This is a genomic window from Nonlabens sp. Ci31 (assembly GCF_012974865.1).
Classification (GTDB): Bacteria; Bacteroidota; Bacteroidia; order Flavobacteriales; family Flavobacteriaceae; genus Nonlabens.
Genome location: NZ_CP043633.1, coordinates 457,346 through 483,013, shown reverse-complemented (window position 1 = coordinate 483,013; position 25,668 = coordinate 457,346). Strand labels below are relative to the sequence as shown.

The following is a 25,668-nucleotide window of genomic DNA, read 5'->3' as shown; positions in this document are numbered from 1 at the left end:
TAATGGAAACGGAACAAAACTCATACTATCCTATTAATAATGAAAATGCGAAGTTTAAATACGTTAACTCAGATGCTTTTGTCTATCATAATGACCTGTCTAAAAAAGTTCAATTCAATAATAAGACTTACCAAGTGCGCCATATAAGATATTCTTGGGGAAAGGAGGTTGAGACCTTTTACAGAATGGAAAACGGGAATGTGCTGTATTACGATACCAAAAGCGAGAAAGAGAATATCATGATGCCCAAAAAACCAGTAATTGGATTTAAATGGATAAACTCAGACAAGTCTTGGGAATACGAAATCATAGAATTAGAGGCAGAATTGGAAACACCAGCCAAAAAATATTCTAATCTTCTAGTAATAAGAGCAACTCAATTAACTAATCGAGACCAAACGAAATTAACTGAGTATTTGAATTACTATAAACAAAACCTTGGGAAGGTTGCAAGTATTGGAAATGGAAAATTAATGACCTACCGAGTAGAATAAAAACATAAGATCTAAGATGGAAAGTAAAAAGGGAATGATGATCATCCTGTGGTTATTTATTTGTGCTGGAACAGTTTTTAGTCAAACAAAACTTTCAGAATATCAGCTTAAAAGACTCGACAGTATTGCTGCGCAGGACGTACCAAAAAACGCACCTGGAATTGCAACCGCCATCATCAGTAAAGGAGAGGTGCTATTTGAAAAATATGCCGGTATAGCAGATTTTAAGGACAGTCTTAAAATAGATAAAAATACCAGATTCAATCTTGCATCTAACGGGAAACAGTTTACAGCATTAGCCATCCTTATTCTAGAAGAAGAAAACAAAATAAAATTGTCGGATGACATTCGTCAGTATTTACCTAAGCTGTATCCAAATATTAAATTTGAAATTACTATTGTCAATTTACTCACCCATTCCAGCGGAATAAGAGATGTTTATGATCTATGGTCTTTAAAAGGAATAACTTGGTGGGAACACTCTTTTAATAACCACGATGTTTTGGAGCTGATTCAAAATCAAAAAGATCTAAATTTTGAACCTTCCACTACCTACCTTTACAGCAACACCAATTATATTTTGCTGGCATTAATTGTCGAAAAAGTGTCTGGCAAATCGTTCAAAGAATTTACAGACCATATGTTTGTAAAGCTCCATATGCCCAGTACATCTTTTGAGTCTGACTACTCTCAAATAGAAGGAACGATCGCAAGAGCCTATTTTAATTTTGATACATGGACTACCTATGATTGGATTTGGAATGTTGTTGGAGATGGTAATTTATTCTCCACCTTAACAGATCAAATTCAATGGGAGAAAACGATTCAAGGCGCTGTAAAGAGCGAAATTAAAAGTAATCTGATACAGAAAAGCCAAGAATTAGTCCAAGAAGAAATGGTCGATAACTACGGTTTTGGACTGGAGTTTGGAGCATATAAAGGTTTGAAATACCAATTTCATGAAGGTGCAACTGGTGCTTGGAAAGCTACTCTTGTTAGATTTCCAAGCGATAGTATTTCAATGCTCACCTTAACCAACACAGGGAAATCTATTCCTTCTATGCAAACCAGACAAATGGCAGACCTCTTTTTTGACTTGGAAAAAGACGAGAAATACCTCGTTACCCAACCTGCTAAGATTGGAAATTACGTGAGTGAAGATCTGATATTAGGAACCTATTTAACTATGAATAACTTTTCGTTTGAGTTTCTAAAAAAAGAGGATGGGAAACTGTATCTCAAACGAAGTGGTAGAAATGACATTGAATTAGTAAGAGAAGCCGATAATATTTTTCATCAAAAATTTGACAAAGACTTTAAGCAAGAATTCATCGAAAATGGAAAAGGCGAGATGGAAGTCACGGCCTACTATATCAATCATTCCCCCATTACCCTAACAAGGAAAAAAAGCGACTGGAAGGAGTATGATTACCAAGCTTTAAATGGAAAATACCACAATTCAGAAACAGAGGTGACTATTGAAATTAGTCATTTGTCTAATAGGGACTATGCAGTGTTGATCGGTGATCAAGAAAATGTTGGTTTGCTTATTACTCCATCAAAATTGATGCTGAATAATTATGTTTTTGAATTTACTAATGGTACAAAAACCATTAGCTCATTATCATTGAATGCTGATAGAATCATAGCAGTAAACTTCGAACGTTTCAATTGAAGTTACTAAAAGCCAACACTAATAATTCCTAAAGGGATGGTCTAGAGAACTATAGAAAGTTAAGGGAGATTTATTTCAGATAGGATCAATCTTCTGCAATAACTTTGATTCTACTTTTTACAATTTCGGCCAGCTCACGAGCTTTTACCACGTCATCAGCTACGACAGTTACATGTCCCATTTTTCTAAAAGGACGGGTTTCTTTTTTACCGTAAATATGCGGGGTCACTCCTGGTAACGCTAGTATATCTTCTATACCATCGTAAATGACTTTACCGGTATGCCCTTCTTCTCCTACGAGATTTACCATCACACTAGCCACCGTACTTTCGGTTACCCCTAATGGCAAATTGCACACGCACCTGATGTGTTGCTCAAACTGGTCGGTGATCGCACCTTCTATGCTGTAATGACCAGAGTTATGTGGTCGTGGCGCTACTTCATTAACTAGAAGTTCGCCAGATGTAGTTAAGAACAGTTCTACAGCTAGTAAACCTACATGCTCATATGCTTCAGAAACTTGCAATGCCAATTCTCTTGCTCGATCAGAAATACCACTATCAATTCGTGCCGGACAGATCACATATTCCACTTGATTAGCTTCAGGATGGAATTCCATCTCTACTACTGGATAGGTTTTCATTTTGCCATTAGCACTACGGGCAACGATAACGGCCAGTTCCATTTCAAAATCTACCATATCTTCATAGATACATTCTACTTGCGGTAAATCTTTTAAATCGCTTGCTTTTCTAATCACTTTTACTCCTTTACCATCGTAACCACCTTCGGCACTTTTCCAGATAAATGGATAGGCTCTATCGTGATCTAGGTTTGGTTTTGGATAGACTTCAAAAGCGGCTGTAGCAATATTTTGATCTTGATAAAAGGATTTTTGACGTCCTTTATTCCGGATCAGGTTGAGGACTTTTGCACTAGGGGAAACAGCAATTCCTTTATCTTCGAGATCCTGTAAGGCTTGAACGTTCACATTCTCTATTTCTATGGTCAGTACATCGACTTGCTCGCCAAATTCCATAACGGCTTCATACTCCATAATATCTCCTTCAAAGTACACATCGCAGCCCTGGAAAGCTGGTGCGCTGTCGTCTTTATCCATGACATAAGTAGAAATGTCCCACTTTCTGGTGGTGTAAAGCATCATTTTGCCCAGTTGACCACCGCCTAAAATTCCTAATGTAAAACCGGATGAGAATTGTGTCTGTTTCATGTTTCAAAAATAAGCGGTTAAATTGAAATGAAACTTGAATTGGAACTCGAATTTGAATTGGAACTTGAATTGGTAGCAGCAACAGGTCTATCACTCCTTTATAATTCGCATTTTCTTCTCAAATTAGAACAGCTATAGAGGTCTGTGACCCACTCGTTTTTTATACTGATGTTGCCGATTTATAGGTGCCTACATCTACGGTAAACTGCTGCTGCATACTGTTTACTAATCATTATCTTTGCAAAAAATTATTTGTTGTGATTAAGATCCACGATCTTTATTTTAAACCCTTTTTGAGTGCACAGGAAATAGCTGCTGCCATTGATAACCTCGCCTACCAGCTCAACAGAGATCTCGCAGGTAAAAACCCTGTTTTTTTAGGGATTCTTAACGGGAGTTATATGGTTCTGGCAGATCTTACTCGTAAGTTTCATTACGATTGTGAGGTGAGTTTTTTAAGGGCCAAAAGCTATCAAGGAACCACTTCCACTGGTGTCGTTGAACTGGGTGACGAGCTGGATATTGATCTAGCAGGGAGGACAGTTGTGATCGTGGAGGATATAGTAGACAGTGGTTTGACAATAGATACGCTTTCGCGAAAGCTAAAACAACACCAGCCCCAAGACCTGAAAATAGCCACTCTATTTTTTAAACCTGAGGTATATGATCGAGAGTTAAAAATCGATTATGTAGGAAAGAATATTGAAAATAAATTTGTCGTGGGATACGGCATGGATTATAATAATTTAGGGCGCAATTTGCCCGAACTTTACGTACAAACACAACGCATGAAAAACATCGTTTTATTCGGTCCTCCAGGAGCAGGAAAAGGAACTCAGGCCACTCGTTTAAAAGATAAATACGGACTGGTTCACATCTCTACTGGAGACGTTTTCCGTTACAATATAAAAAATGGTACCGAGTTAGGAACATTGGCAAAATCCTTTATGGATAAAGGAAATCTAGTTCCAGATGAGGTGACCATTAAAATGCTTAAAGCTGAGGTGGAAAAAACACCAGATGCTGCTGGTTTTATTTTTGACGGTTTTCCAAGAACAGACGCCCAAGCAGAAGCATTGGACAAATTACTAGCCTCAAAAAATGAGAAAATCGACGGTATGGTAGCGCTAGAAGTAGATGATGAAGTACTTGTAGAACGTCTGTTAGAAAGAGGTAAAGAAAGCGGCCGCCCAGATGATGCAAATGAAGGGGTAATCAAAGATCGTATCGCGGTATATTACAAGCAAACAGCACCTTTAAAAGACTACTACGCAGCACAAAATAAATATTATGGTGTTGATGGAGTAGGAGAAATGGACGCCATCACAGAACGATTGAGCGTAGAGTTTGATAAGCTTTAATCAAGTTCAGAGTTCAGAGTTGAAGATTTAAACTTGAACTTGAACTGGAAATCGAAGAGATCAGAAACCTCACCCTTTTTGCCTCCGACGACCTTTTTTGGGAGGGGAAGGCATCACGAAAAGGTTTCGAAGAATACCGATTGCCTATTAAAGAATATCGAAGCGGAATGCTGGTTGGAGCGAGAGCGATTCACTGAACCTGTCGAAGTTTCGAACTGTCGAATTGGGAAGCTGGGATGAATTACAGAGATTGAAATCGAAGAACTAGAAATTTCAACCTTTAATAGGTGCACCGGGCTTACCGAAGTGGTAGGGGAAAAGGTTTGAAGGCATGTCGAATACCAATTAGCCATTAACTGGCAACAAATAACGATTAACAAATAACCGTTTTCTAATAAATAACTGACAACCGAAAACTGTCAACTGATACATAAAAAAATGACTGAAGGAAATTTTGTCGATTATACAAAAGTAACTGTAGAATCTGGCCGTGGCGGTAAAGGAAGTACCCACTTGCACAGAGAAAAATACGTAGAGAAAGGTGGTCCTGATGGTGGTGATGGTGGTCGTGGTGGTCATATTATCCTTAAAGGAAATAAGAACCTTTGGACCCTGTACCATTTTAAATACAAACGACACTTTAAAGCTGCTCAAGGAGGAAACGGAGCAAAACAACGCAGGTCTGGTGAAGATGGAGAGGATATTGTTGTGGAACTTCCTTTGGGAACCGTGATCAAGGATACAGAGACAGGTCAAATTGTACACGAAATCTTAGAAGACGGTGCAGAGTATATCATCTGTGAAGGTGGAAAAGGTGGTCGTGGGAACTGGCACTTTAAATCGTCTACAAGACAGACGCCTCGTTATGCACAAACCGGAATGGATAGTAATGCCTTAGATGTGACTTTTGAACTCAAGATCCTTGCTGATGTTGGTCTGGTGGGATTTCCTAATGCTGGAAAATCAACCTTGCTGTCGGTACTTACCTCAGCAAAGCCTAAGATTGCCAACTATGAGTTCACAACTCTCAAACCCAATCTAGGAATTGTAGAATACCGGGACTTTAAAACTTTTGTTATTGCAGATATTCCTGGAATTATAGAAGGGGCCGCAGAAGGTAAGGGGATAGGACACCGCTTCTTAAGGCATATAGAGCGCAACTCAACTTTGTTATTTCTCGTACCTGCAGATGCTGATGACATCAGCGCTGAGTATGATATTTTGGTCAACGAATTGAGAAAATACAATCCAGAAATGCTGGATAAAGAACGATTTGTGGTCATCTCAAAATGCGATATGCTGGATGAAGAACTGATCGAGCAAATGCGTGAAGGACTAGACAAAGAAGGCGCTTTTAATGGCGCACCTTACATGTTTATCTCTTCTATCTCGCAGATTAATTTAATGGAATTGAAGGATCGTTTATGGGCGATGTTGAATGCGTAAAGGCAAAGTAATGATTGCTTAAATTTTCTTCGACACAATAAAATAACACCGTAAAAAAAATCTATTCTAGCTGTCTTGATGATGACGCTTACAACGCAAACACAAGATTATTTTGGAACTTGGAGCTTTAAAGTGAAGATCGTGAGCCAATTCAGGATGCTGCTAAAAGGGAGGAAGAACTCGATAAAGCCATTAACTTGGTTTATAACAGGTTCGATTCGTTTAAATTAAAGTTCCTTAATTACATGGTAGATCAGATTATTTTTTTGGTCAAAATTAATTAGTACTACATTCGGCTCAAGGAAATCTGCTCACCCTATATAGTGGGATCAATTATTAGTTTTAAGTCATAAAAGAGCTAAATATAATTCAGAAGAAATATCTATTTACCTACAAAAAGATACTATAACAGCAGAAATAAACTATAGTTATCTTATACAAGAAGCTTATGAAAACAAGGACCTAGAAATCAAAAGTATTTAGGCAATTGGAAAGTAGAAGAAGTACGCGTAACTAAAGACTTAGTAGGAGCAGAAAGGTATGAGATAAAGGTCTTATGATGACTTTCAATTTTATAACTAATGAAATATATCTATAGAAGGTCCAAAAATGGAAACTCTAAAGAAATTTAGGATTGATGCTGCAACTTATGAACTGGTGTAACAATAGATGTAAAAACTAACGAAGAGAAGATTATTTACAATATGCATGAAGTAACTAAAAACTACAAGATTATTTCTCAAATTGAGCAGCGCAGGTATTTATATCTTATTCAAGATAATTAGCCAGGTATAATTACAAGGTTAAAGTTTGGAGTTTGATACATCCATGTTTTCTTATAAATAGAAAGAACTATTCTAAACCCCAAATTGATCAAAATGGTGATTTAAATGTTTCCACTGCATAATACCCCACTGTTCTTTAGTAAATTTTCCAAACACAGGATGAGGAGTGCGGCTCTCATTATCGCGATCTTCCCATAATTCATCCATATATTTTTGTAAACTCAGCTTTTCTTTTTCAAAGTTAAAACCTCCAGTACTTCTAAATATTATAGGGGTTGGAACGTTTTTTCTGTACGGTTTAGAACTGTACATCATTTTTTTAAATAACACTTTTACCAGCCAGTTAGGCTTCATGGTTATATCAGATTTATTTACCGCTATCTTTAATGGTCCTTGACAGTGATTTATCATTTGTGCAGCGGTCATCTTACCCCATTTGGGAACCGTTTCTAGCTCTATATTTTTAAGTCTAGAATGTAATTCTTCATATGCATTTTGATCAAAAAAGGAAGCCATAATGATTCGATTTAGTTAGTATTACTCATAAAGTAGGTAGTTCAGTCTGATTTTTTGATAGTCTTCAAGTCCTTTCTCCCATGTCAATGCGATTTCTTGTGCGCTCATTCCTTTCTCGATCTGGGTTTGTAAGATAGTTGTTCCTGCTAGTTTGGTAAAAAAGGGGTTGAAGAAGTTTTGTTTTGATGGCGCTTTCGCGAAAGCGTCTACTAAAAAGGCCAATTCTAAATGATCTAGTTTTTTATAAGTTCTAAGATCTACCCCAAAGCATTTCTTTCCGTTAAACACAGGTCTTTTGGCACCTTCATTAGGCGTCGGAGTAAAAGCAAAGTCTGTATATTTTGCTAAAGATGGAGATCCATAAACCTGAAATTGCATTTCAGTACCACGACCTACGCTTACCTCAGTTCCTTCAAAAAAGCAAAGGCTAGGATACAGATTTATAGCTTGATCGTTAGGTAAATTAGGAGATGGCTTGATAGGGACGCTGTAGGGAGTAGCGTGTGTATATTTTTTGCATTTGATAATTTCCAAGTCGGCCTGTAACTTCTTATCCAACCATTTTTCTCCATTAATCATCATCGCATATTCTCCTATAGTCATTCCGTGTACCACAGGGACTGGGTGCATGCCCACAAAGCTTTGATACTTTTTTTCTAGAATAGGTCCGTCTATGTAGTGCCCGTTAGGATTAGGTCGGTCCAGGAGAATGAGTTTGCGGTCGAACTCTGCACAAGCTTCCATTACATAATGAAGGGTAGATATATAAGTGTAGAAACGAGTGCCCACATCTTGAATGTCAAATAAAACGATGTCCACGTCTTCTAGTTGTTCTTTAAATGGCTTTTTATTCTTGCCATAAAGAGAAATGATAGGAATGCCCGTTTGTTCATCTACGCCATCCTTGATGCTGGCGCCAGCATCTGCAGTGCCTCTAAAACCGTGCTCTGGGGCAAAAACACGTTTGATCTCTATTCCATGAGCCAGTAAGGTGTCTACTAGATGTGCGTAACGCACTTTATCCCTAATATCCCATTCTTTAGAAACGACAGTATCTCCCGTTTTTACAACACTGGTTTGATTTCCTACTAAAGCAATTCTTTTGCCTTTTAGTTTTTCAATCCACTCTCCTAATAGGTAAGCCGCCGGAATAGGTTCGTTATCATTTATCTCTATCAGAAGCTTTTGGTCTCTGTCTTTTTCAAGAACAAAGTTTTCTCCTTGAGGTGAAGTAGGCGTATTGTTACCATTGGTTTTAGAATTACAGGAAGTCATTCCTACAACCATAGCGATTATGGTATATTTGAATATTGAATCAAAAAATGTGAATCTAGAGTATTTCATTGCTAAAAGGGTACAGAGTAGTACAAGTTATAAAAATAGCGTAAGTGCGCCGATTATAAAAATTGCAGTAGCAGCAATTGCAATAGGTATTATTGTGATGCTAATAGCTATTGCCACTGGCGTGGGGCTACAAAAAAAGATAAAAGAGAAGGTAAGTGCCTTTAATGGTCATGTAAGTGTGTCGCTTTTTGACCGTAATAACTCTATAACGACCATAAAACCCATCTCAAGTAACCAGGATTTTTATCCAGATTTTGTCGCTGTACCAGAAGTTACCCATATTCAAGCAGTAGCTACAAAAGGCGGAATGATACGTACCGCAACCGATTTTGAAGGTATTATTCTCAAAGGGGTAGGTGGTGATTACGATTGGAAATATTTACAAGATTTCTTAGTGGAAGGTAAATTACCAGATGTTTCTCAGGAGCAAACCTCTTTTGATATTCTTATTTCTGATGATATCGCTGCTCGGTTACAGTTAAAAGTAGGGGACAAAGCGCCTACTTATTTTATGAAAACTAACGGTCAGGAGCCTATAGGAAGAGCTTTTACGGTTTCAGGAATTTATGACAGCGGGCTAGAAGAATACGATTCTAAATTTATAGTAGGAGATATAAGAAATATACAACGCATCAATAAATGGGATGCCGACCAGATAGGAAAGTTTGAAATCTTTATCAATGATTTTGACCGACTTAATGAAGTAGGAAGGGCCATACAATTGAATACGCCTTCAGAACTAAATGCAAGAACTATCGAACAAGAACTACCTGCAATTTTTCAATGGCTGGCACTGTTAGATGGCAATATTTTTGGAATAATAGGTATCATTCTTATTGTAGGAATTATAAACATGATTACTGCATTACTGGTCCTCATCCTTGACCGGACTAATATGATAGGGGTTCTCAAGTCGCTCGGAGCTTCCAATTGGACGGTGCGCAAGATCTTCCTTTACAACGCCATGAACTTGGTGTTTAAAGGACTGATCATTGGAAATGTCATCGGTTTAGGCTTGATAGGAATCCAATTCTTCTTCAGTCCGCTTACCTTAGATCCTCAGTCTTACCATGTGACAGAGATGCCTGTTTATATCTCGTGGTGGCATGTGATTGCTCTGAATTTAGGAACTTTTATAGTTTGTTTGATCGCTTTAATTATTCCTACTTTGATTGTCAGTAAAATAAGCCCTGTGAAGGCGATGAGGTTTGAGTAGGTGCTGTTATACTACCGTAGCTGAATGAAAAGCCAATTACTTTTTTGATTCATTTTTTTGCAAGCATTAAATCCTTCTAACAAAAATCTGTCTGTGAGATAGATACGATCACTCAGAACACTAAATATTTTGATCCAAATAAAGCAGTGCATTTTACTGCGCTTGAGTTAGCAGATAGGAAGAAATTAGCAGAAAAGGTTCTAATAGATTCTAATAATTTTCTATCCTCTAAAAACTACCAACCCTTAGAACTTTTCCCAGCTTCCAGTTCATCCTCCATATTATCAGGAAGTTGTGCAAAGAAGTCAGTACCCGTTAATATTTCAATTTCGTCTACGCTGGTAATAAAGTTGTAGATGGATTGGGTTGAGTTTTCATGCGGCATTAAAAAAGCCAGCATTTTACCTCCATTTGCATCATAACGATACAGAATTTTATAATACTGTTCTGGAACCGATACCTTTTCTGTTCCTATAGATTTTAAATCGTCTGTTAAGACAGAACCGGTAATGACATAAAGCTCCTCATAACGCTTGGCATAGTACCTGGTTTTTTGTTCTAATGTATTCCAGATACCCGCATTAAAATCGTGCCTCTGCGGACTTATGTTAGAGGTTAAAAAAGTTTCGTCGTGAGCAGCTTTGGTAGATTTTCTATCTCCAGCAGGAACGAGGTGTCCTTTGTCATAACCACTCTTTTTGTAGTTGCGCCAGTGAGCGGCTCCAGTGGTTACTTGATCATCAATTTCAAAATAAGGTCTTTTATAATTACTAGTATTGATGTCTGACGCTCTTAAAACATGCGCCGTCCATTCGGCTTGCTCATGTTGTTCGTTATAAGAAAGACTGTAGGTATGGTGATTTACAATTTGGTTTTTAGATGATGGTAAGAAATCTTTTAGAGATAAAGATTTGATCCCTTTTCTATTTACATCAGTGTTCAGAAAATCTTTTGTAGAGCGGTTTTCTTGTGAGTAGGTGCTATTAGCTTTATTCTCATAGAAATAGTAAGCTGCTGCGCAGGCAAGAATGATTAATGGGTAAACGTATTTTCTCATTTAACTTGTTTTTACATCCAGTGCGTCTCGCAGTGCATTTCCTAAGAGCATAAAAGCCATTACTAAAGTCATGATAGCAATTCCTGGAACTATGGCAAGATAAGCCTTGTCAAGAATGATGTATTGGTAATGATCTTTAATCATACTGCCCCAACTGGGCATAGGTGGTTGTGCGCCTAATCCTAAAAAGCTCAAACCACTTTCTATAAGTATGGAAGCTGCAAAATTTGCCGCACTAATGACAATGACAGGCGCCATAATGTTAGGTAAAATATGTCGGGTAATAATTCTAAAATCAGGAAAGCCTAAAGCTTTTGCGGCTGTTACGTATTGGTATTCTTTGGCTACAATCATCTGTCCACGCACCACACGTGCCACTTCTACCCACATGGTAAGTCCTACTGCGATAAAAACAGTGAGAAAACCTTTTCCTAAAGCAATACTTATAGCGATCACCATCAGTAGGGTAGGAATGGACCAGGTTACATTGATGAGCCACATGATAGCAGCGTCTATTTTACCGCCGTAATATCCGGCAATAGCTCCTAAAAAAACACCAATAAGTAAGGAGATCAAGACCGCCACAAAACCAATAGAGATACTTATTCTTGTCCCTATCATCATGCGGCTCAATAAATCACGACCATACTTGTCAGTACCTAATAGAAATGTTTTTTGTGAGGTGTAGCTTTCGCGAAAGCGAGACAATTCTAATCCATTATCAACGGTAAAATTGGCATCTACAAAAGAGAGTTGCTTGCCGTCCACGTCAAAAGGACGGTAGAAAACACTGCCGTTATCGATTTTTAAATCGGCATAAGGGATTTCTTGTACGGTAGATTTTTTTCCATTCCACCAGTCCCAAAAACTAGACTCAGCAGTTGTGGAGGGGAGAACTAACATACCTACGGTAAAACCTGGCGGTTGGGAATGTATAGAAATGTGCATTTGGTTGGCATATTGCGTATCGTCTGGAGCTATTACGTAAGCAAATAGGGCAACTAGTGCATAAAATAGAATAACAAAAAAACTCAAAACGCCCCAGAAGTTTTTTTTAAACTTTTGGAGCGCTAGAGAACTTAATGATGTAGTTTTAAAAGACATTAGTCCTTAACACTCCATTTAGTCTTGTTGTCATTTTTGATATTATTCATACGCAGATCTTTAAGTACATTTACGGCTTCTTCAACGTAAATATCTTTTTTAAGATTTTTGATCCATGCTTCACGTTTGTCTCCTAAAGAACTGTCCGTTTTAACTAATGCTTTTTCATAGGCCAGCATGTCAAATTCTAAAGTGCTCTTGTAGTCAGATAGAGATTCAAATTTCTCCGTTTCTTTTTCAAGTCGGTCTAATCGCTCTGTGTAAGCTATAAAATTTAAAGGGATGTCATTATCCTCTCGTTGATTGCTCAACCATTTTGCGTTTTCATCTAGTAATTTAAAATTTGGATTTGCGTCAACTCTTTCCTGAGCCCTTTTGATCGACTCGGCTAGATTTGCATAACCAGTAAATTTGTCATATTCTGCCTTTGGAATTTCATCATAAGGAAGTGGAAACTGCTCGTCGCGTTCTCCTACTTCAATATAGCTGAATCTTCCTGGGGTGACCACATCACTTTTTACACCTTCTAATTGTGTGCTACCACCATTAATTCTATAGAATTTTTGGGTGGTTAATTTGATAGCTCCTAAGTCACCGTATTCATTATTACGTACCCATTGGTTCAAATCTTCAAAATTCTGTACCGTTCCTTTTCCAAAGGTTTGCTTACTTCCTATAATTACCGCACGGTCGTAATCTTGTAACGCAGCAGCGAGAATTTCACTAGCACTAGCGCTGAATTCGTTTACCATAATTACTAATGGTCCATCCCAGAGAATTTCTCCACTGTCACTATCTCTTAAAGTTCGTGTTCTTTTATCTTTTAAAGCGACTTGTACAACGGGCCCTTCATCGACAAATAATCCTGCCATTTCAATCACCTCTCTTAAAGAACCACCGCCATTATTGCGTAGGTCTAAGATAAGTCCGTCCATACCTTCGGTCTTAAGTTTTTTAATTTCTTGAGAGATATCATTACCAGCAGCACGACCACTAGGGTCTTCCATATCAAAATAAAATTTAGGTAAATTGATAAACCCAAATCTAAAAGCATTGTCTTGTCCTATAACAGACTTAGCAAAAGTTTCTTCTATTTGAACGACATCTCTTGTAAGAGTTATATCCTCAATAGAGCCGTCTACTTTTTTAAGAGTTAGAATCACTTTACTTCCTTTAGGTCCTTTGATCAGTTCTACCGCATCCCCTATTCTCATACCTACAATAGAGGTAGCAATAGTGTCATTTTCTTGAGCGACCTTAAGGATTTTATCTCCTACTTCAATGAGTTCACTTTTCCATGCTGGTCCACCAGAAATGATTTCCAATACACTGATGTAATCCATCTTCTTTTGAAGTCTAGCGCCTATACCTTCTAACTTACCACTCATAGAAGTGTCAAAACGATCTTTGTTTTGTGGTGGAAAAAAATTAGTATGAGGATCGAAATGTGTCGTGATGCTATTTACAAAAACAGAGAAATAGTCCAAACGCTCTACATCATCCGTGAGATCAAAGTTTTCTAGCATTGATTTCTTAATTTCTGCTCTAGTTTCTTTTTCTAATTCTGCAAGACTCTTTTGCTCTTCTTCTGGATTTTCTTTTTGATCTTCCACCTTATCGTAATAAGTTCCTAAAGCAGATAGTTTCAAAAGCTTTCTCCAGTGATCTTTTAATTCTTTTCTATTTTTTGAATAAGGGATTTTTTCATAATCTGTATTGATGCGTTCATCAATGGAAAAATCAAATGGTTTCTCGATTAATTCAGCAAATATTTTTTGAGATTCTTCTTGACGTTGTAGGAGCCTTTCATAAGTAAGATTGAATAAATCTACTTTACTATCGCGTATTTGATCATCTATCAAATATTCATAAGCTTGAAATTCTTTATAGTCGCTTTCTAGGAAATATCTTTTCCCAGGATCGAGGTCCTTGATGTAATTATCAAAGATATCTTTGGAGAATTCATCTGTGAGGTCAGCTGGTGAAAAGTGATTTCTTTTTAAAACATGAGAAATTAAGTTAACGAGTAACTGTTCTTTTTCTTTATCTCCAGGGTCTACCCTATCGTTAGTGAAACTGCAGCTAGCAGTTGCTACAAGTAGGGTAAAAACCGCTAGTATAAAATTATTTTTTAGGAAATTCATAAGGATTTTCATTTGTCTCTTTCTATGCATGTAAAAACCGTGCCAATTTAAGTTGGTTAAAGTAAGGCAAGAATCTTACATGGTACGGCTAATTTACTTAATTTTAACCACCTTAAAAATCTTATGGAAAATAAAAAGAAGCCACTCATTCTAGTTACTAACGATGATGGTATTACCGCAAAAGGAATCAGAACATTAATAAGTATCGCTAGAGAGCTAGGTGATGTAGTCGTTGTGGCACCAGACAGCCCGCAGAGTGCCATGGGTCACGCTATAACCATCAACGACACGCTTTATGTGAAAGAGTTTTTACAACACGATTACGACCATAAGGAATATACAACAAGCGGCACACCTGTAGATTGTGTGAAAATGGCAAGTCATGAAATACTCGATCGCAAACCAGATTTATGCCTTAGTGGTATCAATCACGGAAGTAATAGCGCGATCAACGTGATTTATAGCGGTACGATGAGTGCAGCCATGGAAGCGGGAATAGAAGGGATTCCAGCCATAGGCTTTTCTTTATGCGATTATTCTCATGATGCAGACTTCGCCTCATCTCGTGAGCATATAAAACAAATTATTGTGCAAGTTCTAGAGAAAGGAATGGCAAAAGGAGTTATTTTTAATGTCAATATTCCAAAAGCTACCAAAGAGGAAATTAAAGGGGTGAAAATATGCCGTCAAGCAAATGCTTATTGGGTAGAAGAATTTGACAAGCGCACTAATCCAAATGGTAAAGACTACTACTGGCTTACCGGTAAATTTGTAAACAACGATAAAGGAGAAGATACCGATGAATGGGCACTAGCTCATAATTATATTTCTATAGTTCCTACACAATATGACCTTACCGCTCATCATTATATAAGCGAACTAAATACATGGAATTTTGGTAATTAAGATTTTAAAAGGATTTATCTTAGGACTTATTGCAAATACAATAGGAACTTATCTGTATGTTTATTTTGCTACAGACAAGGGTTTTGAGTACATCATAAAAGAAGGGTATAGCCAAGGTTTTTTAGGGGGACTTATAGGTTTAGGGGCTGTGCTTAACTTGGTGCTGTTTTTCTTTTTCCTCACTTCAAATATTGGGAAATTTAAAAAACCCATGCAGCCATATGAAGCTCGTGGGGTACTACTGGCAACCATTCTTGCTGCACTGGCAGTTTTATATTTTGAATTCTAGCTTATGAAATATTATTTGATTGCAGGCGAGGCGAGTGGTGACCTTCATGGGGCGTTGCTTATAAAAGAGCTCAAGAAGAAAGATCCAAAGGCAGAGTTTCGATTTTGGGGTGGCGATTTAATGCAGGCCGAGGGTGGAACTCTTGTAAAACATTATAAAGAGCTTGCCTTTATGGGCTTTGTAGAAGTGTTGAGCAATTTAAAAGCCATTCTTAAAAACATCAGGATTTGCAAGGAAGACATTGAAGACTTTCAGCCAGATGCGATGATCTATATCGATTATCCGGGGTTCAACTTTAGGATCATGAAATGGGCAAAAATCAAAGGCTACCGAAATCATTATTATATATCTCCACAAATATGGGCGTGGAAAGAAGGACGCATCAAAGCCATTAAGAGAGATGTTGATCAGATGTATGTGATCCTACCTTTTGAAAAGGATTTTTACGAGCAAAAACATCAATTCCCAGTACACTTTGTGGGGCATCCATTAATTGATGCCATCGCGCAAAGGAAACAGGTAGATCATATCAAATTTATCGATACCTACCATCTAGACGATAGACCGTTAATTGCACTGTTGCCAGGAAGTCGCAAACAAGAAATTAAAAAAATGCTGAGTGTCATGCTGGAAATGGTAGATCGTTATCCAGATTACCAATTCATTATTGCTGGAGCACCAGGTCAGGAGGAGTCATTTTATAGCGGCTACCTCAAAGATTATCCAGTAACTTTAGTCATGAACCGCACCTATGACTTGATGAGTTTATGTCATGCGGCATTAGTTACCTCAGGAACAGCAACGCTGGAAACGGCACTTTTTAAAGTGCCACAAGTAGTTTGTTATAAAGGAAGTTCTATAAGCTATATCATTGCTAAAAGGATTGTCAAACTGGATTACATATCACTCGTGAATCTCATTATGGATCAACCGGTGGTTACCGAGTTGATACAGTCTAACTTCAATAAGAAAACACTGCAAAAAGAGTTGGATTCCATCCTCGATCCGACACAGCGCAATCGCATTTTTACAGATTATTATGAGTTGGAAAAAAAGCTGGGAGGCATAGGCGCCAGTGAGAATACGGCTGGTTTGATTTATTATGATATTAAGAAGCTAGAACAATAAAACAGTCATATGTCGTATATTAATAATTACTTATCAGCGTTATTCTCGTTGAAAAAAGGAATTCTAACAGATGTTATACGGGTGTTTTTTACATGGGTCAGACACAAAATGAGTTCCATTTATTTACACAACATTTTGAAATTTAACGGGTAGTATGCGTATAATTATTCCACTTTCGTATCGCAAGTATGGCATCAACTTCTTTTTATTCTGCCTAGGAGCTATGCCTGCCGGCAGGTCGGAAAGAGAGACAAATAGAAAGCAAAATAACAGTAATAAAAAATCTGTTCCTATAGTTTTATTATCATTAATGTTACTGCTGTACTTAGGACTTACCTCATGTGGAAGTTCTAGGCCTAGAGTAATTACAACTAAAAAAGAAGCGGCACAAGCACCGAGAGCTAGCGTTTATAAAAGCCCTAAAACCCATGGAGCCGAAACCGAGGGAAAGGAAATAGAAGAAGCGCAAATGGAGGTAGAATCAAATGACAAGCCTTATGCAGAGAGCACTCCTTTTATAGACGAAGTAGTGGAAAATGCGATGCGTTATAAAGGAGTGAAATACCGTTATGGAGGCACCACCACAAAGGGCATGGATTGCAGTGGTTTGATTTGTACGGCTTTTGAGGAAGCTGGCAAAAGCATGCCGCGTAGCAGTCGTTCTATGTATTCAAAAGCTGATGAGCTGGATCTGGATCAGGTGAGAAAAGGCGACTTTCTATTCTTTGCCACTGGTAAAAATAAGCGACAGGTCAACCATGTCGCATTGATTACAAAAGTAACGCCCGGAGAAATTGAATTCATACATTCCACTACATCGCGAGGTGTGATGACGTCTACCTTAAACGAAGCCTATTGGATAAACGCTTTCTTAAGAGCTGGAAGAATCGATTAAAATAGATTAGGTATATTTAATCATGCGCTGGCTTGATTATCCATTTTATAGAATTTTATTTTTTCTTATCGCAGGAATTATTTTTTCTAGCGGTATAGAATTGCCTACGCACCATTATCTATACGGCTTGGGCATATCTTTTTCGATTGCTGTACTTTCCTTGCTTATAAACAAGTATTCATTTTTTTCAAAAGCATTTTTTGCTGTATCCGTTTACTGCTTTTTCTTTTTTCTAGGGGGAATTCAAATTCAGTTTCATAATCAGCTAGCAAGTAATCACTTTATTAACAGACCATCACAAGCTCAAGATCAGGTCATTTCTTTTGAGCTAAAACAACGATTAACCTCCAATAAATTTAATGATCGCTTTTATGCTGAGGTATTGTCCTTGGGTCAAGAAAGCGTTTCAGGAAAAGTATTGGTATTATTTAAAAGAGCTGACAGTCTGGGTTACCTGGTAGGTGATAGGCTAGTCGTTTATGAGCATATTGATTTACCTGCATTTGCACCTAATCCTGGTGATTTTGATTACAGAGCTTATTTAAAGTCCATTGATGTCTATGGTCAGATGTATGTTGATCAAACTCGCATATGGAGCGAAGAGAAGGTTCCTGACAGAATGGACGTTCTATTAGGTGTTAGAAATGCGATTCTAAATAAACTAACTGCATCCAGTTTAAAGGAACGTCCTCGAGCGATGATTGAAGCTTTGGTTTTAGGACAACGACAAAATGTTGATCCCGAGCTGACCAGAAGCTTTAGAGATGCAGGGGTCATTCATATTCTTGCTCTTAGCGGTTTGCATGTAGGAATCATTCTACTGATTCTAAGATTTCTTACTCAAAGAATAGTACGACTGAAATACGGTCGCTGGATTCAAAGTGCGGTTCTTATTATTCTTTTATGGTCTTTTGCTTTGCTCACAGGAATGTCACCTTCCATTATGCGAGCAGTAACTATGTTTTCTTTTGTGGCTATAGGTATGAATCTCAAACGCAAAGGATCGGTTTATCACAGTTTGACTTTATCTGCTTTTGTGTTGCTGATTTATGATCCGCGATTGCTGTTTCAGGTGGGCTTTCAGTTGAGCTATATGGCGGTATTTTCTATTGTATTGATACAACCGGTACTGGTGGGATTATGGACTTGGCGCAATAAGGTCAAAGATTTTTTCTGGAGTATATGTACAGTAACCATAGCAGCTCAAATAGGAGTAGCAGGAGTGAGCCTATTTTATTTTCATCAGTTTCCCGGATTGTTTATTCTTGGAAATTTACTGCTACTGCCCCTGTTGCCATTGATTATAGGCGCTGCGTTATTATTGATTGTTTTGTTGCTCATTGGGTTTCCTACCGACTGGCTAACGACTGCTTTAAATGTAATACTGGAATTCATCATGGAAACCGTTGCTACAATCAGTTCTTGGGATGCGTTTATTATAACAGACATATATATCACCTGGTGGGAAACGATTTTGATGTATACGACTCTGTTTGGTTTGGTTTTGTTTTTAGTTCCTTATTTTAAGAGAAGTAGAAAAGAACGTTTTTACTTGAAAAAGCCCAACTGGATGCTGCACCTAAGTCTCGTATCTGTGATACTTTGGATGGGGATAACTAGTTTTGAAAAGTATGCCTACACTGAAGAACAGTTTTTAGTACTGCATCAAGCTACTGGAAGTGCGGTCAGTTTGAGCAATAAGGATCAAGTGCTGTTACTGACTGATTTGCATGTCATGGATTCTACAAGAGCCGTTATTAGTTTAGAGCGATTAAAAAATATAGAAAATCATCGAGGCAAGAAGTTGTCTACAGCCCATTTACAAAGTTTGGTGCACTATAAAGACACACAACTGGTGGTTATCGCCGAAAATGCCGTCTATGATATTTCTATTAAGAACGCTACAGTATTGTTGTCGCACTCTCCTAAAATAAACATAGAACGACTTATTCTAGACACTCAACCGAAAATGATTATCGCCGACGGATCTAATTATCGAAATGTAGTAGAGGCCTGGAAAGTCACTTGTGATCAAATGAATATTAGATTTTTAAACACCTATGAAGAAGGTGCAATAGCAATCGATTAACCCTGGAGTTTGTATTTAAAATCACGCTGGTAATCGTTCCATTTTTTCCCCGTATTGATAGACTTGTAAGTCTGGTCTGAGAGCATGGTGATATAGATTTCCAACTTTTTAGCATCTAATTTACCAGGAACTGGATTGATAATGGTTCCTTTTTTATCAAAAAACACCAGTGTAGGATATTCAAATATTCTTATAAATTCTGCAAATTGATGTTGTGCGCGATCGTTGCGCTTTTTAAGAGGATTGCGGTAAGTAGCGCCTTTGTAGTTGATTACTTCAGTTCCTTCAGCATTAAATTTTACGGGATAATAGTTCTCGTTGATGTAGTTGGCGATATCCGCTTTCGCGAAAGCGTATTTATCCATCCATTTACAATTAGGACACCAGTCCGTGTAGGATTTCATCAAAATTTTGCGAGGTTCTTTTTTCTGTGCTGCAAGGGCATCATTCATGCTCATCCAGTTGACCTGAGAAAAACTAAATGCCGAAAACAATAGAAATACAATAGGGAATAATTTCATAAAGCAAATTTACAATTTCTACTAAAGCAAAAAACACACCGAAGCAGTGCGTTTTTTGTTAAAAATATAATTTTCAAATGATATTCTTGATATCCGTGTATATTATTTACTAAAAACAGGGTTTTTAATTGAACTCAGTGTCAGCAAGTTCATAGCCTTCTTGTTCGAGTTGTTCTTTGTTTTTATCTTCTGCTCCGTGAGTTAAGCGCTTTAAAGGTTTAAGCAAAGCGATTACTAATAAGCCAAAAATAACACAGAAAACAGTGATACTGGTAAATACAGTTAATTCACCTGCTCCTTCTGCGCTTTCACCAATAATTCCTGCTACTTTATTCCCTAATCCTGTTGCCGCAAAATACACACCCATCATCAGTGCTCCATATCTTATTGGAGCTAATTTTGTTATAAACGACAAGGCTACTGGCGAGGCGCATAATTCCCCTAAAGTGTGAAGTAGGTATGCCAAGGCTAGCCAGTACAATGCAGACTCTCCTAATTCTTCATATTGTAAAGAGGCTCCTATCATAAAGACAAATCCAAGTCCCATCACAATTACTCCAAAGGCCATTTTGAATAATGAAGAAGCTTCGTTACCACGGTTTTTCCACCAAATCCATGCACTTGCTACAGGTATAGCAAAAATGATAATGTACATAGGGTTAAAAGCTTGCATAATTGCGCTTGGAACTTCCCAACCTAAAAAGAATCTATCTGTTTTGGTTTGTGTATATAAATTCATAAGTCCACCTGCTTGCTCAAAGGCACCCCAAAAAACAATGACAATTAAAAACGAAAGCAACAAGACAACATAGCGGTCTTTGTCAATTTGAGTGTCTAGATCTTGAAAAATTGCCATCATCATACCAACGACAAAAGATAAAAACAAGAATAATAATCCATAAGCCCAGTCCCACATAAAAAGGGCGGCTAGTGAAGCTATAGTTAAAATAACCCATGCAGATAGCGATCCTTTGTTGCTAATCATGTTTTTTAATAACTGTGCTATAGAAACGTTTCCGTCGTCTTTTACCGCTTTTGCAGGTTTGTTACCAACGTGGCTCAAGTGCTTTTGACCAAACATATAAACTACTTGACCTAATGCCATCCCAATTGCTGCTAATCCAAAACCAGCATGCCAACCATATGATTTAGCTACCAGACCTACAATAATCGATGCCGCAGCTGCTCCTACATTAATTCCAATATAAAAAATACTAAATCCTTTATCTCTTCTATCGTCTCCAGGTTCGTATAAACCACCTACAAGAGTGGATATGTTTGGTTTTAAAAGACCTACACCAGCAACAATAAGGGCTAGTCCAGTATAAAAGGCCCAGTTTTGCTCTATAGATAAAATACCATGTCCTGCACATAATAATAAGCCACCGTAAAGAACGGAGCGTTTCTGACCTATAATTTTATCTGCTATTATGCCACCAGGTATGGACGCTACATAAACTAACATCGTATACCAGCCGTATAAAGCAAGTGCTCTTCCATCAGTCCATCCCAAACCTGGATTGTCAGAAACAGTCTCACTTGTTAAATACAAAACCAGTATGGCACGCATTCCATAATAAGAAAAGCGCTCCCACATTTCTGTAAGAAATAGAATGTACAAACCTACCGGATGACCGAATAGTTGTTTTTGTTGAATTGCAGTTGACATATAATTAGGGTTAGTTGGTGGTTGTGATTATAAATTCTCTTTGATGAAATTGGTCATCTTGTTGTACAAGTGGATTCTAGTGTTACCACCGTAAATCCCATGATTTTTGTCTGGGTAGATAGCCCATTCAAATTGCTTGTTAGCTTGTACCAATGCTTCTACCATTCTCATGGTATTTTGAACGTGTACATTATCATCAGCACTACCGTGAACTAAAAGATACTTTCCTTTTAATTTATCCACGTGATTGATCGGGCTGTTTTCATCATAACCACTGGCATTCTCCTGTGGAGTCGTCATGTAGCGCTCTGTGTAAATAGAATCATAAAATCTCCAGTTGGTTACCGGTGCCACAGCTATTGCCATGCTAAAAGTATCATTCCCTTTTAATAAGCAATTAGAACTCATAAAACCACCATAACTCCAGCCCCAAATTCCTACGCGGCTCGCATCGATGTAATTCATAGCACCTAATTTCTTAGCAGCTGCGATTTGATCTTCTACTTCATATTTCCCCAATTCTTTTTGTGTCACTTTTTTAAAATCGGCTCCTTTGAATCCAGTTCCGCGTCCATCTATACAAACGACTATGTAACCTTGGTTTGCCAGCATGCTGTACCAAAAGTCATTTGCACCATACCAACTGTTAGCTACAGATTGTGAGCCAGGACCGCTGTATTGTGTCATGAATAACGGATAGGTTTTGTTAGGATCAAAGTCTTGAGGCTTCATGGTCCACATGTTCAAGTCATTGCCATTGATGTTAATGGTAGAAAATTCTTTTTGAGCTACTATATAATCGTTCAATTTGAGTTGAAGATTATTGTTGTTTTTAATTTCACGTACTGACGTACCATCCTTTGCATTGTTCAACGTATACACTGGTGGAGTAGTAGCACTGGAGAAGGTATTGATATAATAGGTAAAGTTTTTACTAAATGAAGCACTATTTGTACCTGTTTGAGAAGAAAGCTTTTTCTTTTTCTTTCCTTTTAAAGAAATGGAATAAATGCTTCTGTTGATAGAGCCATCTTCTGTACTTTGAAAGTAAACGCGTTTTGACTTGTCGTCATAACCATAATAAGAAGTAACGTCCCAGTTCCCTTTCGTGATTTGGCGTTTTTCTTTACCATCTGCATCGTATAAATAAATATGTCTCCAGTTGTCTTTTTCACTGGTCCATAAAAAGCTGCCATCACTTAAGAAAGTAAGGTCGTCTGTAACATCTACATACGCCATGTCAGTTTCAGTAAAAGCAATTTTTGACATTCCATCAGGCTCCACATAAAAGAAATTCAAAACATCTTGGTGTCTGTTCAATAACTGAGCAGCAAGTTTACCATTAGGCGAGTAATTGATTCGTGCTATATAAAATTCTTCATTACGTCCCAAAGAAACTTCTTGTCTTGTTCCCGTAGCTAAAGTAAATTGGTGCAGTGCAACAATGGCATTCTTTTCTCCAGCTTTTGGATATTTAAATACTTCAGGGTACTGGTATAAGTCTTTTCCATAAATATCCATAGAGAATTCAGGAACATCACTTTCGTCAAAAGAGATAAAAGCAATCTGCTCGCTATTTGGACTCCATTCATAGGCCTTTACAAAGGCAAATTCTTCTTCATACACCCAGTCTGTAACTCCATTAATCAATTTATTAGTCACTCCATCAGTAGTTACTTGGATTAAGGCTTCAGTGGTCAAGTCTTTATAATAGATGTCGTTTTCAAAAACATAGGCTACTTTTTCACCATCTGGGGAGAAAGAAGGGCTTCTGACAAACTCGTCGCTTAAAGAGGTTAACCTATTAGTTTCTAAATCAAGAATATGCACTTTATCGTACGTACTACGTCTGAAGATTTGGTTGCTTTCAGAAATGATCATCATTTGCTTTTCATCGCTACTTAAAATATAATTACTTATAGGAAGGTTGATGTCAGCGCTGTTAACCAGGGTTGCTGTTTTTTCTCCAGTGAGATAACTGTATTTATCTATGGTTTGTGTCCGATCACTGTTGTAGTTAAGAACTAAATATTCAGTTCCGTTGTTTAATGAGGCTAAAGATTGAAGACCTTCTGTGCGGAATTCTCCTTTATAAATATCTTCAACACTAATGTTTTTCTGAGCGGTAATGCTTTGACTTACAAATATAAAAGCCAATAAAAGCATGCAGTTTTTAATCATTCCTTAGTTTTAATTACGTGTGACCTCAATTCTACTAAAAATATCCCAATAAAGCTACGGTTTAGGCGATTATCCTGTTGCAGTAAATTCTCCTTAACCGATTGTATCTTTGTCGCTCAATTTTTATATGTATGCAACTGTTTACTGGATTTTCAAAACTTTCTAAATCTCAAAAAATAGATTGGCTGGTAGAGCAGCATCTTAATAATAGCCCTACTGCCAGAGAAACGCTTACTCAATATTGGAATGAAGATCAAAAATTACAGGACTTGCACGACGGTTTTAGTGAGAACACGGTAACTAATTTTTACTTTCCATTTGGATTGGCGCCTAATTTTTTGATCGATGACCAGTTGGTCACGATTCCTATGGCAATTGAGGAAAGTAGTGTGGTGGCTGCAGCTAGTAAAGCAGCTAAGTTTTGGATGGATCGAGGTGGTTTTAAAACACAGATCAAAGGCACTCTTAAATCGGGACAAGTACATTTGATGTATCATGGTTTGGGCAGTGAGATGGATGCTTTTTACGCTTTCGCGAAAGCGGAATTATTACAATCCCTCGAACAGATCAACGCCTCGATGAAAAAACGTGGTGGCGGTATTCAAGAATTGATATTAGTAGATAAAACCAAAAGCCTAGAAGGATATTACCAGTTGCATGCGACCTTTGAAACAAGGGACGCCATGGGTGCTAACTTTATCAACACCACACTTGAGCAACTCGCGACCACTTTAAAATTAAAAGCTTCTGAATTTCAAGGCTTTTCTAGCGATGTGCCAGAAGTAATCATGAGTATCTTGAGCAATTATGTCCCAGAATGTGTCGTAAACGTATCTGTTTCTTGTAAAATTGACGAGATAGGAACTGTAAATGGAGTAACAGGAGCAGAGTTTGTCAGAAAATTTGTGCGCGCCGTAGACATTGCCACCGTAGAACCTTATCGAGCGGTCACCCATAATAAAGGAATCATGAATGGTATTGATGCGGTAGTCATTGCTACAGGAAATGATTTTAGAGCGGTGGAGGCTGGGGTACATGCTTTTGCTTCTAGAGATGGACAATACCGAAGTCTTACTCGTGCGCGAATAATGAACGACAGCTTTATCTTTGAAGCAGATTTTCCACTAGCACTAGGAACCGTAGGAGGACTTACTTCTTTACACCCGCTTTCTAAATTAGCGATGCAAATTCTAGGCAACCCAACTGCTGAAAAGCTAATGAAGGTAACAGCCGTTGCAGGACTCGCTCAAAATTTTGCGGCATTACATTCTTTAGTTACTACAGGAATACAAGTAGGACACATGAAAATGCACTTGGTCAACATGCTGGAACAAATAGGAGCTACAGACGAAGAAAAGAACGTGTTGCGTAAAGAGTACAGCGATAAAACACCTAGCTTCTCTAGCTTGAGAGAGAGTTTGGAGAAAATTCGAATTTGAACTTGAACTTGAACTCGATCGTTTGGGGTTTTGTTAAGTCGTTGCAAGACTTGTCTTTTTAATTGTCAAGCTGTCGCAGGAAGGCTTTGTTATCAAAGTATCTCGATTTGTAACTCATTGATTTTCCATTAGAGTAAAAAAATCAAAAATCGTTCCTCCTATTTCTTGGATCCATATG

The 25,668-nt window shown here is 37.8% G+C and carries 20 protein-coding genes; 11 read left to right on the top strand and 9 right to left on the bottom strand.

The genetic code is table 11. The annotated features are described in order from the left end of the window. Positions 1-2: 2 nt before the first annotated feature. The gene (locus F0365_RS02200; RefSeq protein ID WP_169932149.1) at positions 3-494 is read left to right on the top strand and encodes a hypothetical protein; all 492 of its coding nucleotides are present in this window, start codon (positions 3-5) and stop codon (positions 492-494) included. A 16-nt stretch (positions 495-510) separates the two neighbouring features. After that, positions 511-2,169: a serine hydrolase domain-containing protein gene (locus F0365_RS02195; protein ID WP_169932148.1), complete on the top strand. Its 1,659-nt coding sequence runs from the start codon at positions 511-513 to the stop codon at positions 2,167-2,169. Positions 2,170-2,254: 85 nt separating this feature from the next. Here F0365_RS02195 and purK read toward each other — a convergent pair whose 3' ends face one another. Continuing rightward, positions 2,255-3,400, bottom strand: coding sequence for a 5-(carboxyamino)imidazole ribonucleotide synthase (gene purK / locus F0365_RS02190; protein WP_169932147.1), 1,146 nt, complete (start codon positions 3,398-3,400; stop codon positions 2,255-2,257). Between the two features lie 257 nt (positions 3,401-3,657). On the opposite strand from purK, the gene F0365_RS02185 reads away from it, so the two are divergent. Together F0365_RS02185 and obgE are read left to right on the top strand one after the other, a co-directional pair. Further along, positions 3,658-4,761 carry an adenylate kinase gene (locus F0365_RS02185; protein WP_169932146.1) on the top strand — a complete coding sequence of 368 codons (1,104 nt, stop codon included), beginning with the start codon at positions 3,658-3,660 and terminating at the stop codon, positions 4,759-4,761. A 438-nt stretch (positions 4,762-5,199) separates the two neighbouring features. Further along, a complete protein-coding gene (gene obgE / locus F0365_RS02180) occupies positions 5,200-6,207 on the top strand; it encodes a GTPase ObgE (RefSeq protein ID WP_169932145.1) in 1,008 nt (335 codons plus the stop codon). Between the two features lie 857 nt (positions 6,208-7,064). On the opposite strand, the gene F0365_RS02175 is transcribed toward obgE, so the two are convergent. Both F0365_RS02175 and F0365_RS02170 read right to left on the bottom strand, forming a co-directional pair. Then, on the bottom strand, positions 7,065-7,508 hold the full coding sequence (locus F0365_RS02175) for a DUF1569 domain-containing protein (protein WP_169932144.1): 444 nt from the start codon (positions 7,506-7,508) through the stop codon (positions 7,065-7,067). Between the two features lie 21 nt (positions 7,509-7,529). Continuing rightward, positions 7,530-8,852 (bottom strand): exo-beta-N-acetylmuramidase NamZ domain-containing protein, encoded by a 1,323-nt coding sequence (locus F0365_RS02170; RefSeq protein WP_240961827.1) that lies wholly within the window; start codon positions 8,850-8,852, stop codon positions 7,530-7,532. Here F0365_RS02170 and F0365_RS02165 point away from each other — a divergent pair. Beyond that, complete coding sequence (locus F0365_RS02165; RefSeq protein ID WP_169932143.1) at positions 8,833-10,068, top strand: ABC transporter permease; 1,236 nt, start codon at positions 8,833-8,835, stop codon at positions 10,066-10,068. The genes F0365_RS02170 and F0365_RS02165 overlap by 20 nt on opposite strands. Before the next feature lie 235 nt (positions 10,069-10,303). On the opposite strand, the gene F0365_RS02160 is transcribed toward F0365_RS02165, so the two are convergent. Genes F0365_RS02160 through F0365_RS02150 form a run of 3 tightly spaced genes read right to left on the bottom strand, consistent with a single transcriptional unit; the run spans position 10,304 to position 14,373 of the window. Continuing rightward, a complete protein-coding gene (locus F0365_RS02160) occupies positions 10,304-11,125 on the bottom strand; it encodes a DNA/RNA non-specific endonuclease (protein ID WP_169932142.1) in 822 nt (273 codons plus the stop codon). Next, a complete protein-coding gene (locus tag F0365_RS02155; RefSeq protein WP_169932141.1) occupies positions 11,126-12,229 on the bottom strand; it encodes an ABC transporter permease in 1,104 nt (367 codons plus the stop codon). Continuing rightward, positions 12,229-14,373, bottom strand: coding sequence for a carboxy terminal-processing peptidase (locus F0365_RS02150; RefSeq protein ID WP_169932140.1), 2,145 nt, complete (start codon positions 14,371-14,373; stop codon positions 12,229-12,231). Before F0365_RS02150 ends, F0365_RS02155 begins: the two co-directional genes overlap by 1 nt. 123 nt (positions 14,374-14,496) lie before the next feature. Between F0365_RS02150 and surE the strand changes: the two genes are divergently transcribed. The 5 genes from surE to F0365_RS02125 all read left to right on the top strand — a co-directional run bounded on the left by surE (position 14,497) and on the right by F0365_RS02125 (position 19,680). Next, positions 14,497-15,279, top strand: a complete 783-nt coding sequence (gene surE / locus F0365_RS02145) for a 5'/3'-nucleotidase SurE (protein WP_169932139.1) — start codon at positions 14,497-14,499, stop codon at positions 15,277-15,279. Continuing rightward, positions 15,269-15,568, top strand: a complete 300-nt coding sequence (locus F0365_RS02140; RefSeq protein WP_240961825.1) for a hypothetical protein — start codon at positions 15,269-15,271, stop codon at positions 15,566-15,568. Before surE ends, F0365_RS02140 begins: the two co-directional genes overlap by 11 nt. A 3-nt stretch (positions 15,569-15,571) precedes the next feature. After that, positions 15,572-16,696: a lipid-A-disaccharide synthase gene (gene lpxB, locus F0365_RS02135; RefSeq protein WP_169932138.1), complete on the top strand. Its 1,125-nt coding sequence runs from the start codon at positions 15,572-15,574 to the stop codon at positions 16,694-16,696. A 154-nt stretch (positions 16,697-16,850) separates the two neighbouring features. Continuing rightward, positions 16,851-17,591: a C40 family peptidase gene (locus tag F0365_RS02130; RefSeq protein ID WP_240961821.1), complete on the top strand. Its 741-nt coding sequence runs from the start codon at positions 16,851-16,853 to the stop codon at positions 17,589-17,591. Between the two features lie 22 nt (positions 17,592-17,613). Further along, the gene (locus F0365_RS02125; protein ID WP_169932137.1) at positions 17,614-19,680 is read left to right on the top strand and encodes a ComEC/Rec2 family competence protein; all 2,067 of its coding nucleotides are present in this window, start codon (positions 17,614-17,616) and stop codon (positions 19,678-19,680) included. Here F0365_RS02125 and F0365_RS02120 read toward each other — a convergent pair. The 3 genes from F0365_RS02120 to F0365_RS02110 form a co-directional block, all read right to left on the bottom strand. Next, positions 19,677-20,201, bottom strand: a complete 525-nt coding sequence (locus F0365_RS02120) for a thioredoxin family protein (protein ID WP_169932136.1) — start codon at positions 20,199-20,201, stop codon at positions 19,677-19,679. The two genes, F0365_RS02125 and F0365_RS02120, sit on opposite strands and share 4 nt — an antisense overlap. Positions 20,202-20,325: 124 nt before the next feature. Then, the gene (locus F0365_RS02115; RefSeq protein WP_169932135.1) at positions 20,326-21,870 is read right to left on the bottom strand and encodes a peptide MFS transporter; all 1,545 of its coding nucleotides are present in this window, start codon (positions 21,868-21,870) and stop codon (positions 20,326-20,328) included. 27 nt (positions 21,871-21,897) lie between these two features. Further along, complete coding sequence (locus F0365_RS02110; protein ID WP_169932134.1) at positions 21,898-24,051, bottom strand: S9 family peptidase; 2,154 nt, start codon at positions 24,049-24,051, stop codon at positions 21,898-21,900. A gap of 131 nt (positions 24,052-24,182) precedes the next feature. Here F0365_RS02110 and F0365_RS02105 point away from each other — a divergent pair, with 131 nt between their 5' ends. Next, positions 24,183-25,490, top strand: coding sequence for a hydroxymethylglutaryl-CoA reductase, degradative (locus tag F0365_RS02105; protein WP_169932133.1), 1,308 nt, complete (start codon positions 24,183-24,185; stop codon positions 25,488-25,490). Positions 25,491-25,668 lie beyond the last annotated feature (178 nt).